The sequence below is a fragment of the Streptomyces sp. NPDC017943 genome, assembly GCF_044328425.1.
GTDB classification, from domain to species: Bacteria; Actinomycetota; Actinomycetes; order Streptomycetales; family Streptomycetaceae; genus Streptomyces; species Streptomyces djakartensis_A.
Genome location: NZ_JBIRHH010000006.1, coordinates 465,688 through 478,856 on the forward strand (window position 1 = coordinate 465,688; position 13,169 = coordinate 478,856).

Here is a 13,169-nt window from a genome sequence, read left to right on the forward strand (position 1 = left end):
CTCAGGGTATTTCTCAGGTGCTGAAGTCGACGGGGGAGGAGGCTGCGAAGCTGGAGAAGTACGCGACGGCTTTCGGTAAGCACCTGTCGTCGGCGGCGACCAGTGCGGGCACCATCTCCGCGGAGGGTGGCGGCGAGGGCGGCGAGAAGGTGCAGGGCGGTCTGGTCGCCTTGGCGTTGTCGCAGTGGGCGGAGCATGCCACCAAGGATTTGAAGTTCGTCGCGGCGCGTGCGGGCAAGTCGTTGCAGGGTGTGGTGGATGCGACCACGGCCTATCTGAACGGTGATCAGGAGATGGCGGCCGAGGCGCAGCGCAACACGTTGAAGGCGCCGGTGGTGGATCTGCCGGGAGTGGGCAAGAAGTGATCCAGCCGGAGAAGATCCCGCAGTTCACGGGTGATCTGGAGCAGCTGGAGTCGGACCATGCGGCCCTGAAGAAGGACGCGGGTGCGGTCCGGGGTGCCGGTGGGGACATTCATTCCCGGTTCCAGGGCTTGTCGGCGTATTACTCGGCTCCGGAGGCGGAGCAGTTGTTCGCGACGACGAAGCCGGTGAAGGACCGGGCGGATGCGTTCGCGGACGATCTGGAGACGGTGTCGGGGGCGTTGTCGTCGTATGCCACCGAGGTGCGTCCGCTGGTGGCGAAGCTGAAGCAGTTGAAGGCGGACGCGGCGGCGTTCGTGTCGTCGGTGAAGGACGACGACGAGTGGGAGTACGACGAGGACAAGGTCGGGGAGCACAACAAGCTGCGGGACGACATCACCGCGACGGTGGCTGCGTTCTGGGCGGCGGAGCGCACCTGCCACAACAAGATCACCGCGTTGTGGCCCGGCGGCGCGCAGATGGTGGCCGGGGACGGTTCGGACAAGGAGAACCAGTACGGGTTCAACGCGGAGGATCTGAAGAACGCGAAGCTTCCCTGGGGTGACCCGGTGGAGGAGAGGCATCACTGGTACGAGGTCGGCCACTGGGTGAAGTCGTTCGTGTGGGACGGGCTGATCGTGGACGGCATCTGGGGCACGATCAAGGGCTTGGGCACGCTGGTCGGTTTCGGTGGCTGGGAGGCGATGGGCCAGGCCTGGAAGGGCTTGGCGCAGCTGGCGACGGGGCTTGCCCTGTCGGCGATCCCGGGTGTGGCGACGGCGTTCTGGGCGCTGCCGGACGACAAACTTCCCTCCTGGATCCGTGATTCGCGCACGGCGATGAAGGAGACGGGCAAGGCGCTGGTGGCGTGGGACGAGTGGGGCAAGAACCCTGCGCGTGCTGCGGGTGCGGTGACGTTCAACGTGGTCACGACGGTGTTCACGGGTGGTGCGGGGGCTGCGGCGTCGGGTGCGGGCAAGGCCGGTGCGGTGGCGAAGGCGTTGTCGGTGGCGGGCAAGGCGGGTCGGGTGATCGACCCGATGACCTACATCGCCAAGGGCGCCGGCGCGGGGTTGTCGAAGATCGGCGACATCACCAAGGGCCTGCGCGGAGTCGGTGCCATCGACATCCCCACGCTGCCGGAGAACGCGCTGACGCTGCCCGAGGGCAGTGTGAAGCTTCCTGATGGCACGGTGCGGTGGCCCGAGGGTGCGGCGATCCCGGAGGGGGCGACGACGCTGCCGGACGGCACGGTGCGCCTGCCGGAGGACGTGCCGGTCCTGCCGGAGGGCACGACGCGGCTCCCCACGGAGGACGGCGCCCCGGCCCGCTACTACGACCCGGACGGCAACCTGCTGGACGAGCGCGGCAATGTGCTGCAGCAGTCCGCCGACGGCCCCGGCGATGTCGTCGACCAGCCGGGCACCCCGGACGGTCCCACCTCCGGTGCGGACAACCCGCGGGTGGACTCCCCGGACCGGCAGCCCGCCTCGGTCGGGGCGGGCACGCACACCGCGGAACAGGCCGGGCAGCACGTACGCCTGGGTGACAGCCTCGACACCGACCTCGGGGACGTCGGCCGGGCCACGGACAATCCGGCCACCACCCCGGCCGTCCATGCCGGAGGCGACGTACCGCCGGTGCACGCCGGTGGGGACGTCCCGTCCGCGAGTGCGGTGGGCGACCACCTGCCGGCCGGCCGGTCGACGGACAACCTGCCGGGAGGCCGCGCGGACGACCTCGGCCACGGCGGCCACGGCCCTGCCGCAAGCCACGAACCGCCGGCGGGTTCACACGCCCCGGCAACACCGCACGACAGCCCGGCAACACCGCACGACGGTCCGACGCATCCGCACGACGGTCCGACCCCGCCGCACGGTCATGGGGACGACGGAGGGCACCACACCCCGAACGACGGCGGGCACAGCGACGACGGTGCACGAACCGACCACGGAGAGCACCAGGCCGAATCCCCGCGCCACGGTGACACCCCGGACGGCATCCGTGTGGAGGACGACAAGCCGCTGCCGCCGCCCGGAGCCGGGGACAAGGACTTCGGCACTGTGCCGGAACACCGGCTCACCGTCGACCCGGAATCCCAGCTGATCACCCACATCGACAACCGCCCCGTCGGCACCTGGCTGGACGACCTGTCCCGGGAACGGGGGGCCGCCTACCGGGAAGCGAAGGAGGCCAAGACCTTTTCGCGCAAGGAGGCGGGTGAGTGCGTGGGTGCCGTGATCGACCTGCGCACGGGGCAGATCTTCGAGGGAATCAACGGACGGTCGAACAACGTCATTCCGGAGGATCAGCTCCACCCCACGCTCGCGGAGCGGTACGGGAGCATCGGCGACCCGCCGCCGCACAAGGACCACCCGTTGGGGCACGCCGAGGTCAAGGCCGCGAACCAGTTGCTGTGGGAGCGGACGAAGCGCGGCCTGCCGGACGGCCCGGACGTGCTCACCGAGCTGCGCGCATCCGTCGAGTTCCCGTTCATGAAGCACAAGGAGACCGGTCTGCCCGGGCGCCCGGCCCCCTTCTGCGCGAACTGCAACCATATGCTCGACGGGGTGCCGAGTACCCACGGCCGCTATACGGGCTTCCCGCCCAGTGATGAGAACTGGATCCCCTGATGACAGCAGTGCAGCGCATCGACATCGACGATCCCGAAGTCGACATGGACAACTCGGAGCGGTTGTACTACGAGGGCGAACCGTTCACCGGGGAAGTGACGGAACACTTCGGCGAGGACCTCATCAGTCTCGACACGTATGTCGACGGCTACAAGCACGGGCCGTCCCGTGAGTGGTACAGGGACGGAACCCTCCGCTCGGAGGGAACCCTGCGGGAAGGTCTTCCGGTCGGTGAGTTCAAGGAATGGCATGCCAACGGAGTGCTTGCCTCCAAGCAGGTCTTCGCGGACAACGGAATGACCCTCTTGGAGGACTCCAAGTGGGACGAGGAGGGCCGGCCGACTCGGACGTGGCGCAAGGACGTGTGAGCGTCCTTGTCCGAGCCGCCGCTGCGTACACCCTGAGAGTGCGCGTTCTGGTTTCCCCGGAGCATCTGGGCCTGTCTGCCGAGATCTCGGTCTTCCACGACGTCTGGGGCCCGTTCGACTTTCGAGGCGATCCGCACCCCGCGGTGTATCAGCAGAACGCCCCACGTCTTGCCGCAGCACTGAGAGACCTGGAAGCCCTGCTGGGTGTACCTCCGGAGCCCGGTGAGTCGACCGGCTTCGGCAAGGCCGTGGGATATGGCGTCGACGAACCCATCGTCCTGGACGGCCGAGGCCCGGACCTCACTGACCGACTCTGACGCCGTGGTCTGCGTGGCGGGGATCTCTCGAACATGTGGTGCTTCTGTGAGTGCTCCGGACCCCCGATTCCATGGGCGTCGGCCGCGTTGATAGAGATGGGGGAGAGACTTCGGACCGCCATGCGCGGGGGTCCGACGGCCCGTACGGGGGAGGCGAGTCAGTAGATGAAGTTCGACATGGGTGCGCAGACGCTGTCGTCGTTGCAGCGGGACACGCGTGGTTCGACGGACGATCTGGGTGGTCTGGTCCGGCAGTTGGTGGCGGCGGCGCAGCCGCTGGAGGGGAAGTTCAACGGTTCGGGCCGGGTGATGTTCGACCAGTTCAAGACGCGGGCGGATCGGATCGCGTCGGATCTGAACTCGTCACTGTCGGCGATCCTGGGTGGTCAGGCGGGGATGGACGGCGCGTTCTCCTCGGGTGATCAGGAGCAGGGTGACAACGCGCGTCAGCAGATGTCCGCGGCGAACTTCGACGCCGCGCGTTTCCGCTGAGGTGCCTGACCGGTCAACTGGGTTCTTTCATTCGGGGAGTGGTGTGTGATGGCAGGCGCGGGTGCGGATCGTCGGTCCTATGACGTGGGTGCGTCGACGGACGCGCAGTCGAACATCCAGACGGTGATCGGTCGGCTGGAGTCGTTGATCGCGGAGCGTGATCGGCAGGTGAAGGCGGCGATGGCGGACTTCGCGGCGGATGGCGTGGCGGATGAGTACCACGGCAAGGAGAAGCGGTGGAACAACGCTTCGCAAGAGGTGAAGAACATCATCCATCTGCTGAAGACGACGCTGGAGAAGAACGACGGTACGGCGCAGTCGACGTTGCAGCGGGCGAAGGCGGCCGTCGACAACATCGGCTGAACGAGCCGTTGACGTCGTGTCGTTGAGCGTGTTGAGCCGGTAGTGAGTGACGGGGGTTTGTGGTGCCCGGCTGGGATTTGAAGCCTCAGGGTATTTCTCAGGTGCTGAAGTCGACGGGGGAGGAGGCGGCGAAGCTGGAGAAGTACGCGACGGCCTTCGGGAAGCACCTGACGTCGGCGGCGACCAGTGCGGGCACCATCTCCGCCGAGGGTGGCGGCGAGGGCGGCGAGAAGGTCCAAGGTGGCTTGGTTGCTCTGGCGTTGTCGCAATGGGCGGAGCACGCCACCAAGGATCTGAAGTTCGTCGCGGCGCGTGCGGGCAAGTCGTTGCAGGGTGTGGTGGATGCGACCACGGCCTATCTGAACGGTGATCAGGAGATGGCGGCCGAGGCGCAGCGCAACACGCTGAAGGCGCCGGTGGTGGATCTGCCGGGAGTGGGCAAGAAGTGATCCAGCCGGAGAAGATCCCGCAGTTCACCGGTGATCTGGAGCAGTTGGAAAGCGACCACGCCGACCTGAAGAAGGACGCCGGACACGTTCGCAGTGCCGGTGGGGACATCCATTCCCGCTTCCAGGGTCTGTCGGCGTACTACACCGCTCCGGAGGCGGAGCAGCTGTTCGCCACGACCAAGCCGGTGAAGGACCGGGCGGATTCCTTTGCCGACGACTTGGAGACGGTGTCGGGGGCGTTGTCGTCCTACGCCACGGAGATCCGGCCCTTGGTGGCCAAGCTCAAAGAGCTGAAGACCAAGGCCCACACCTTCGTCGAGTCCGTCAAGGACGACGACGAGTGGGAGTACGACGAGGACAAGGTCAGTGAGCACAACAAGCTGCGGGACGACATCACCGCGACGGTGGCGGCGTTCTGGGCGGCGGAGCGCACCTGCCACAACAAGATCACCGCGTTGTGGCCCGGCGGCACCCAAATGGTGGCCGGGGACGGCTCCGAGAAGGAGAACCAGTACGGGTTCAACGCGGAGGATCTGAAGAACGCGAAGCTTCCCTGGGGTGACCCGGTGGAGGAGAAGCACCATTGGTACGAGGTCGGCCACTGGGTGAAGTCGTTCGTGTGGGACGGGCTGATCGTGGACGGCATCTGGGGCACGATCAAGGGCTTGGGCACGCTGGTCGGTTTCGGTGGCTGGGAGGCGATGGGCCAGGCCTGGAAGGGTCTGGCGCAGCTGGCGACGGGGCTTGCCCTGTCGGCGATCCCGGGTGTGGCGACGGCGTTCTGGGCCCTGCCGGACGACAAACTTCCCTCCTGGATCCGTGATTCGCGCACGGCGATGAAGGAGACGGGCAAGGCCCTGGTGGCGTGGGACGAGTGGGGCAAGAACCCTGCGCGTGCTGCGGGTGCGGTGACGTTCAACGTGGTCACGACGGTGTTCACGGGTGGTGCGGGGGCTGCGGCGTCGGGTGCGGGCAAGGCCGGTGCGGTGGCGAAGGCGTTGTCGGTGGCGGGCAAGGCGGGTCGGGTGATCGACCCGATGACCTACATCGCCAAGGGCGCCGGCGCGGGGTTGTCGAAGATCGGCGACATCACCAAGGGCCTGCGCGGAGTCGGCAACATCGACATCCCCACCCTGCCCGACGGCTCGGTCCATCTGCCCGACGGCCACCAACTCACCCCGAACGGCGACCTCGTCGCCCCGGACGGCACGATCGGCGCGACTCCGGCGCCGCACGGCACGACTCCCGCCGTCCCGCACGGCACGACTCCCCCCGTCCCGCACGGCACCACGCCGACGCTTCCCGCTCACTGGACGACGCAGGGTTCTCCCACGCCCTCGTACGCCGGGGTGCACGCGGGGCCGGACGGCGTCGCGCACACCGCGCACACCGTGGACAACGCGGCCGGCGGTGCGTACCACCACACACCGCCCACCGCTCCGATCCACGCCCCGGGCGGAGCCTTCGACCCGTCACCGGCCCCGTCCGCCTACGACCACGCGCCGTCGCCGTCCTCCTACGACACCTCGCCGACGGCCACGCCGCACACGCACACCGGCGGTCACGACTTCCCGGGAGCCGGGCACGCGGACGACGCCGGGCACGGCGCGGGGCACGGGCACGCCGACGACGCCTCCCACGCCGGCGACCACGGTGACGCCGATGCCGGGCAGTACGCGGACGACGCCGCGCACGCCGGTGAGCATGCCGATGCCGGGGACGCCGCCGTACCCCACGGCACCGATGCTCCCGTCGGTGCCGGGCACCAGGGTGTGGACGTGCCGGGCGGCGCGGCCGGGGAGCCGTTCGAGTACCGGCCGACCATGTCCGCGGAGGACTTCGCCGACCTGGCCACCGACGCCGAGCGGCACGCGGTGGCCACCGCCGAGCTGGAGCGGGGGACCAACCCGTACCCCAGCACCAGCAACAGGGCGGGCCAGGAGTACGGCGACGCGTACTGGAACGACCACCTCGACAACCTGGATCCCGAGGCCAGGGGCGCCCTGGAGAGGTACAGCAGCTTCTACTACCAGAACATCAACGGTCAGCTGCGGAACGTCGACGTACCCCTGGAACGCCCCGTCGCGGATCTCGTCGACAACATGGACCGGGTCATGGGCTCGCGCCCGGTGCCCGAGGACATCATGGTCGTCCGGGGCACCGACGTGAGCTACCTCAACCTGCGGTCACCGCTCGAGATGCAGGGCAACGTCTACGACGAGCTCGGGTACATGTCCACGTCCCTCGGCAAGGACCCGGCCTTCGCCTATCAGCCCGTCCACCTGCACCTGCGGGTGCCGCAGGGCACGCCTGCCCTCTGGATCGACCACATCTCCGTGAACAAGGGGGAGCGGGAGCTGCTGCTCGCCCGTGGTGTGGAATACAAGGTGACGCGGGTCTTCCAGGACGAGGCCGGGAAGTGGCAGGTCTACTGCCAGGTCGTGCCGAAGGCCGGGTCGTAGCCGCGTCACTGTCGCGGACGCGACGGGCGACTCAAGGAGGATGAACCCATGAGCAGTGAGCAGCCGGTGCCCTCGCGCTTCGAGGAGGACCTGCAGTTCCGTGAGAAGCCGGGCGGGCCGGCGCGGTACCGGGACTGGACCGAGAAGCCGGTGCGGTACTTCACCGTGGTGGACAAGGAGAGCGGCACGGCCCTCGGATACCTCTGGGCCGGTGACGAGGACGACGCCGCCGCCTACGAGCCGCGTCAGGCAGGCGGCCCCCGCGCCGTGAACGCGGGCATCGCCTGGATCAGCCGGCTGCGTGACGGCAAGGAGCGCGGTCTCCGTCCGACGCAGACCCTCGCCGAGCTGTACGCCGAGGCCGAGCCGCGTGGCAGGACCCGTCCGCTGCCCGGCTCCCTCGCCGACGCCCCGAGTGCCGCCGCCGTCGAGGCCCTCGCCAAGGATGCCTAGCGAAGCACCCGACGCCGACTCCGCGCCGGAGCGCCCGCGCATCCCGGCGGGCACCGCGACCGGGGCCGTGCGGTACGTCGCCGTCACCGCCCCCGACGACGGCGAGATCGTCGGATATGCGTGGGCCGACGATCAAGCCGGCGACGTCGAGTGGATCAGCCGCGCGGCGAGCAGCCGCAGGGCCTACGAGCTCGGAACCGAGTGGTACCGCAAGGTGCGCGAGGCCCGAGAGCGTGGGCTGACCCCCCTCGGCGTCCTGCACCTGCTCAGCCGCGAACCCGGCGTGGGCCCCGTCACCGGGGCCGCCGATGCGGCGGCCGTGGAGGAGCTGGCCCGGATCGTCACCCCGGCCGACGACCGCCGCCTGCTCGCACAGCTCGACCGCGCGGACACGGAGGCGTGGCGGGAGCTCGCCGACGCCTTCGACGCGCTCACGGGCGAGGACCGCGACGTGCAGTGGGGCGGCGGGCAGAAGTCGCCCGGCGGGGCGATCCATGTGCCGTTCCCCAAGTACAGCGACGGCGTCCACCGGGCCGTGGGAGCCCTCCGCCGCATCGGTGCGGTCACCCCCGAGCACCGATGGATGGACAACCCCGTCCCCACGCCCGGACCCGACGGCGCACTGCGGCCAGCCGACGCCGTGCGGGCCGCCACCGCGGTCGTGCGCGGGGAGAAGTTCTGCGACGGGATCATCGACCAGGCACTGAACGACGGCCTCCTGGACGCCGTCGCCACCTCGCTGCGCGCCTGGTACGCGCACCCGCAGGACCCCGATCCTGCGGACCCCGATCCTGACCCGGACCCGGACCCGGACCCTGACCCTGACCCTGACCCTGACCCGGCCCCGGGCGGCGTGGCCGCTGCCGCTCACCCGGCCGTCGCACCACCCGCCGAGCTGCCGGACCGCGCCCTCCTCATGTGCAGGTTCTGCGGAGGTTCTCCCGCCGTGGACGTCGCCTTCCGTGCCCACCGCGGCCTGGTCCTGCTCCTCGGTTTCCGGCGGACGGACGGCCCCATGTGCCTGACGTGCGGACTGGCGGTGTACCGGGCGCTGACCGCCCACACCCTCGCCTGGGGATGGTGGAGCCCGCTGTCCCTCTTCCTGTTCGCGCCGCTCACGCTGGTCCGCAACGTCCTGGCCGTGCGGAAGGTGAAGCGGCTCCCCGCGCCGGGTCCGGGCACCCTCGGGCCCCGCTACGACCCGGGGGTGCCGGTGCGCCGCAGGCCGCGTGCCTACATCGCCCTGATCCCCGTGCTGTGGCTGCTGTTCCTGGCCGTGACGGGGCTGTCCCGGGGGATGTGAACGCCCTGGGGGGACGCGCGGGCCCGGCGCACCCCGGTTGTACTCCTGGCGCGTCCATGTCTTATGTTGCGGAGGCGTAGCTAGGGGGGTCGGCATGCCGCAGACAATGAGTGTCGCCGAGGTCGAGACCGTCGCTCGCGCCGCGCACGCCGGGCAGACCGACAAGGCGGGTCGCCCGTACGCGGAGCACCTGGCGGCCGTCGCCGCAGGGGTGCGCGCACGCGGCGGGGACGACCGGCTGGTCGCCGCCGCCTGGCTGCACGACGCGCTGGAGGACGGCGTCCTCGGCGAGGACTGGCTCGACGCGGCGGCGCTCCCGCAGTACACCAAGGACGTCGTACGGGCCATGACCAGACGGCCGGGGGAGGAGCCGGAGGCGTACGCGCGCCGGATCCTGGCCACGCCGGGCGCCCGGCTGGTGAAGACGGCCGACCTCGCGCACAACGCGGACCCCGTTCGCCTCGCCGCCCTCGACCCGGCCACCGCCCGGCGGCTCACACGGAAGTACGCCGACATGCGCGAGCGCCTCGGCCTCGGCCCGGACGACTGACCGGCCGGCACGCGCGGCACCCACCGGCACGGCACGGCACGCCACGGCACGCAGGGAACGCACGGAACGCACGCACCGGCACAGCGCAGCACGGCACGGCACGGCACGGCACGGCACAGCGCGGCACACGCACACCACAGGACGCATCGACGAGGCACAGGACGACTGAATGGCACGGGACTACGACAGCCAGCTGCTGGAGTCGGTGGCGGTGCGCCGGCGCCGGATGCGCGACGCGCTGCTCTTCGGCGCCCAGCGCTCCCGGCGCACGGCGGACGAACGGTTCGGCAAGCTCTTCGCGGGCATCGCGATCGCGGCCGTCCTCTGCGCCGGATGCATCGGCTGGTCCTTCCTCCAGGCCACGCTGGCCAAGCAGAAGGCGGAGGAGAGGAAGCAGCGGCAGCAGCAGGAGCAGATGTACGACCCGGCGCCCGGCGCCTCCGCGAGCGGGGCGGGCGGCAAGGGTGCGGAGAAGCAGTGAACGGGCTGTGTGCGGCCGGCGCCAGGCGTCCGGGACGCGGACGGGCCTCCAACGACGCGATGATAGGTTCCGGTGAGTGGTGAGCGCAGCAACGACGTCTCGGACCCAGCTGAGCCGGGTCACCCTGATCGGCGAACGACGACGAGCCGACCTCGTTCTGCCGTCGGACACCCCGATCGGCCAACTGCTCCCCGACATACTCCAGTTGCTGGACGACCGGGCGGCCGCCAGGCCCACCACCCGGCAGTTGATCACCTCCGACGGCTCGGCGCTGCCCCATGACGCGACGCTGTCGTCGGCCGAAGTGCCCGACGGTGCCGTGCTCCGGCTCGTCCGTGCCCACGCCGCGCCTCCGGCGCCGGTCGTGCACGACGTCACCGACCAGGTCGCGGACGACCTGGACCTGCGGACCTGGCGCTGGCGTCCGGCGGCCCGCCGGGTGAGCGCCGGCGTGGCGACCGTGGTGTTCACGGTCGCCGCCGCCGTGCTGGCCCGCCGGGAGTTCTCCCTGGAGGCCGTCACGACGACCCTCGCCGTCGTCACCGTCCTCTTCCTGCTCGCCGGTGCGGCCACCGCGAAGATCGGCACGGGCAACCAGGGCCTGGCGACCGCGCTGCTGCTGGCCGCCGGCGGGCTCGGCCTGCTCACGGCATGGACGGCCGCCGACGCGTACGGCTGGGGCGGAACGGCCCGGCTGGCCGGGATCACCGCCGCGCTCGTCGTCACCCTCGTCCTGCTGGCCTACTGCTCCCCGTTGGGCCGGGGCGGGCTCATCGGGGCCGGGGCGATCGTCACGGTCACCCTGGTGTGGGAGGGCGTCGCCTTGCTCCAGGACCGGACGGACCGGATCGGCGCCGTGATGGCCGTGTTCTCCATCGTCCTGCTCGGGCTGCTGCCCCGGTTCGCGCTGATGGCCTCCGGGCTCACCGCGCTCGACGACAAACGCTCCACCGGCACCTCGGTGAGCCGGCACCAGGTCGGCAACGCCCTGGCCGCCACCCACCGCGGGCTCGCCCTCGCCACCGTCGTCACCGCGGCCTCGGCCGCCGCCGGCGGCTGGATGCTGACCACCGCGCAGGAGCCGTCGGTCTGGACGGTGGCCCTCGCCTCCGTCGTGGCCGTGGTGCTGCTGTCCCGGGCGCGGGCGTTCCCGCTGGTCGCCGAGGTGGTGGCGCTGTTCGCGGCGGCGGCGGTGCTCGTCGTCCGCCTCGCCGTGCTGTGGCTGGACCACGCCGGGGGCGTCGGGGCCCTGGTGCTGCTGGGCGCCGCGGCGCTGCTGCCGCTGCTGGTGCTCGGCGTCGAACCGCCCGACCACGTCCGGGTGCGGCTGCGCAGGAGCGCCGACCTGGTCGAGTCACTCGGCGTGATCGCGCTCTTCCCGCTCGCCATCGGGGCGTTCGGCATCTACGGGCAGTTGCTCGACAAGTTCTGAGACTTCGAGGACCAGGCGTCCGCCCGCCACCGCCTCCGCGGTACGGCAGGGCAGGGCGCGGCAGGAGAGAAGGGCGACATGCCGACCGGCGACAACTGGCAGAACGACGTGCTGCGCGACCTGCGGGGCGGCACGCCCCCGCAGCGTGCCGGGCGACCGGACGAGCAGCAGCAGGCGCCGGCACCCGGGCAGCCGCCCGCGCAGGCGCAGGCCTCCCCGCAGCAGCCGCCCGCGCCCGCGCAGCAGCCGCCCGCGCCCGCGCAGCAGCAGCCGTCCCGGCAGGTGCCTCCGCAGCAGCAGCCGCAGGCCGCCCTCCACGGCACCTCCGGCCACCCGCAGCAGCCGCAGCAACCCCAGCAGCCCGCCCCGGCCGGTCAGCAGTACGCCCAGCCCCCGCAGCCGCACGCCGGCCAGTACGCGGCCCCGCACCAGCCGCACCCCGGGCAGCCGCAGCCACCGCAGCAGCAGTACGCCCCGCAGCACCGGCAACGGCCGGTGCAGTACGCCGAGCAGGCCCCCGCCCCCCGGGCCCGTTCCTCCCGCACCGCCCCCGAGAGCCGGCCGGTGGTCGACAAGAAGCTGCTGGGCGCGGGCAAGGGACCCCGGCGCGGGGAGCCGTTCGCGGCCCGGGCCGTGCGCGCGGTCCGCCGCACCCTCGCCTCCTCGGCGTCCCGGGAGGTCGCCGAGACCACCGCGACCGCCGAGACGCTCCAGCAGCCGGTGACCACCGGCCGGCAGATAGCCGTGACCAGCATCCGCGGCGGCTCCGGCAAGACGACCGTGGCCGCGCTGCTGGCCACCACGTACGCCCACTACCGCCAGGACCCGGTGCTGGTCGTCGAGGCCGATCCGGCGCTCGGCTCCCTGCCGTTGCGGCTCGGCGCGGAGAACCTGCGGTGGACCACCGGTGACCTCGCCGACGTCCTCGAACCGCAGATGACGCTCCTGGACATCACCGGCTACCTGGTCCAACTGCCCGAGAACGCCTGGCTGTTGCCCGGAAGCCAGGGGCAGGTCGGGGCGATGCTCGACACCAAGGGCTACGAGCGGATCATGGTGTCGATGCGCCGCTACTTCGGCGTGACCGTCGCCGACTGCGAGACGCTGCCCGCCGAGGTCGCCCGCACCGCCCTGTCCGCCGCCCAGGCACGCATCCTGACGGTGCCGGCGACGCTGGAGGGGATCGCCAGTACCCACGCAGTCCTGGAGTGGATGCGCGGCCTGCCCCGGGACATCACCACCTCCACCGTCGTCGTGCTCACCGAGACCGCGCCGCACACCGGCGTCGACCCGGACAAGGCGGCCGAGCAGCTCAAGGCGACCGGGGCGAGCGTGTGCGTCCTGCCCTACGACCGGCACCTGGCGGCGGGCGGCACCATCCGCACCGAACTGCTGGCGCGCGGCACCCGGCAGGCCGCCGCCCGCCTGGCGGCACAGGCCTTCCAGCTCTCCCACCGGCGCCGCTGAACCCGCCCTGCACGAAGGGAACCCGAGGACTCACAGG

General features: G+C 71.1%; 14 protein-coding genes. All 14 read left to right on the plus strand.

Annotated elements, in window-relative coordinates; translation table 11 throughout:
- The first annotated feature begins 17 nt into the window (after positions 1-17).
- The 14 genes from ACH4C6_RS22260 to ACH4C6_RS22325 all read left to right on the plus strand — a co-directional run bounded on the left by ACH4C6_RS22260 (position 18) and on the right by ACH4C6_RS22325 (position 13,132).
- On the plus strand, positions 18-365 hold the full coding sequence (locus ACH4C6_RS22260; protein ID WP_398110331.1) for a DUF6507 family protein: 348 nt from the start codon (positions 18-20) through the stop codon (positions 363-365).
- Complete coding sequence (locus ACH4C6_RS22265; RefSeq protein ID WP_398110332.1) at positions 362-2,995, plus strand: hypothetical protein; 2,634 nt, start codon at positions 362-364, stop codon at positions 2,993-2,995. The genes ACH4C6_RS22260 and ACH4C6_RS22265 overlap by 4 nt, the downstream gene beginning before the upstream one ends.
- A complete protein-coding gene (locus ACH4C6_RS22270; RefSeq protein ID WP_398110333.1) occupies positions 2,995-3,363 on the plus strand; it encodes a toxin-antitoxin system YwqK family antitoxin in 369 nt (122 codons plus the stop codon). Before ACH4C6_RS22265 ends, ACH4C6_RS22270 begins: the two co-directional genes overlap by 1 nt.
- Positions 3,364-3,401: 38 nt before the next feature.
- On the plus strand, positions 3,402-3,680 hold the full coding sequence (locus ACH4C6_RS22275) for a hypothetical protein (protein ID WP_398110334.1): 279 nt from the start codon (positions 3,402-3,404) through the stop codon (positions 3,678-3,680).
- 165 nt (positions 3,681-3,845) lie between these two features.
- Positions 3,846-4,172 (plus strand): hypothetical protein, encoded by a 327-nt coding sequence (locus ACH4C6_RS22280; RefSeq protein WP_398110330.1) that lies wholly within the window; start codon positions 3,846-3,848, stop codon positions 4,170-4,172.
- Positions 4,173-4,220: 48 nt separating this feature from the next.
- The gene (locus ACH4C6_RS22285) at positions 4,221-4,535 is read left to right on the plus strand and encodes a pore-forming ESAT-6 family protein (protein WP_398110335.1); all 315 of its coding nucleotides are present in this window, start codon (positions 4,221-4,223) and stop codon (positions 4,533-4,535) included.
- 101 nt (positions 4,536-4,636) lie between these two features.
- A complete protein-coding gene (locus tag ACH4C6_RS22290) occupies positions 4,637-4,984 on the plus strand; it encodes a DUF6507 family protein (protein ID WP_398110336.1) in 348 nt (115 codons plus the stop codon).
- On the plus strand, positions 4,981-7,446 hold the full coding sequence (locus ACH4C6_RS22295; RefSeq protein ID WP_398110337.1) for an ADP-ribosyltransferase: 2,466 nt from the start codon (positions 4,981-4,983) through the stop codon (positions 7,444-7,446). The genes ACH4C6_RS22290 and ACH4C6_RS22295 overlap by 4 nt, the downstream gene beginning before the upstream one ends.
- Before the next feature lie 48 nt (positions 7,447-7,494).
- Positions 7,495-7,899 (plus strand): hypothetical protein, encoded by a 405-nt coding sequence (locus tag ACH4C6_RS22300; protein ID WP_398110338.1) that lies wholly within the window; start codon positions 7,495-7,497, stop codon positions 7,897-7,899.
- Positions 7,892-9,202, plus strand: coding sequence for a DUF6508 domain-containing protein (locus ACH4C6_RS22305; RefSeq protein ID WP_398110339.1), 1,311 nt, complete (start codon positions 7,892-7,894; stop codon positions 9,200-9,202). The genes ACH4C6_RS22300 and ACH4C6_RS22305 overlap by 8 nt, the downstream gene beginning before the upstream one ends.
- Before the next feature lie 94 nt (positions 9,203-9,296).
- Positions 9,297-9,752 (plus strand): phosphohydrolase, encoded by a 456-nt coding sequence (locus tag ACH4C6_RS22310; protein ID WP_398110340.1) that lies wholly within the window; start codon positions 9,297-9,299, stop codon positions 9,750-9,752.
- Between the two features lie 169 nt (positions 9,753-9,921).
- Complete coding sequence (locus ACH4C6_RS22315; protein WP_398110341.1) at positions 9,922-10,233, plus strand: hypothetical protein; 312 nt, start codon at positions 9,922-9,924, stop codon at positions 10,231-10,233.
- Positions 10,234-10,309: 76 nt separating this feature from the next.
- On the plus strand, positions 10,310-11,665 hold the full coding sequence (gene eccD / locus ACH4C6_RS22320; protein ID WP_398110342.1) for a type VII secretion integral membrane protein EccD: 1,356 nt from the start codon (positions 10,310-10,312) through the stop codon (positions 11,663-11,665).
- 78 nt (positions 11,666-11,743) lie between these two features.
- On the plus strand, positions 11,744-13,132 hold the full coding sequence (locus tag ACH4C6_RS22325; RefSeq protein ID WP_398110343.1) for a CpaE family protein: 1,389 nt from the start codon (positions 11,744-11,746) through the stop codon (positions 13,130-13,132).
- Positions 13,133-13,169 lie beyond the last annotated feature (37 nt).

Coding starts and splice junctions, on each gene's coding strand:
- ACH4C6_RS22285 (WP_398110335.1), top strand. CDS start 4,221: ATGGCAGGCGCGGGTGCGGATCGTCGGTCCTATGACGTGGGTGCGTCG.
- ACH4C6_RS22310 (WP_398110340.1), top strand. CDS start 9,297: ATGCCGCAGACAATGAGTGTCGCCGAGGTCGAGACCGTCGCTCGCGCC.
- ACH4C6_RS22280 (WP_398110330.1), top strand. CDS start 3,846: ATGAAGTTCGACATGGGTGCGCAGACGCTGTCGTCGTTGCAGCGGGAC.
- ACH4C6_RS22270 (WP_398110333.1), top strand. CDS start 2,995: ATGACAGCAGTGCAGCGCATCGACATCGACGATCCCGAAGTCGACATG.
- ACH4C6_RS22300 (WP_398110338.1), top strand. CDS start 7,495: ATGAGCAGTGAGCAGCCGGTGCCCTCGCGCTTCGAGGAGGACCTGCAG.
- ACH4C6_RS22325 (WP_398110343.1), top strand. CDS start 11,744: ATGCCGACCGGCGACAACTGGCAGAACGACGTGCTGCGCGACCTGCGG.
- ACH4C6_RS22315 (WP_398110341.1), top strand. CDS start 9,922: ATGGCACGGGACTACGACAGCCAGCTGCTGGAGTCGGTGGCGGTGCGC.
- ACH4C6_RS22305 (WP_398110339.1), top strand. CDS start 7,892: ATGCCTAGCGAAGCACCCGACGCCGACTCCGCGCCGGAGCGCCCGCGC.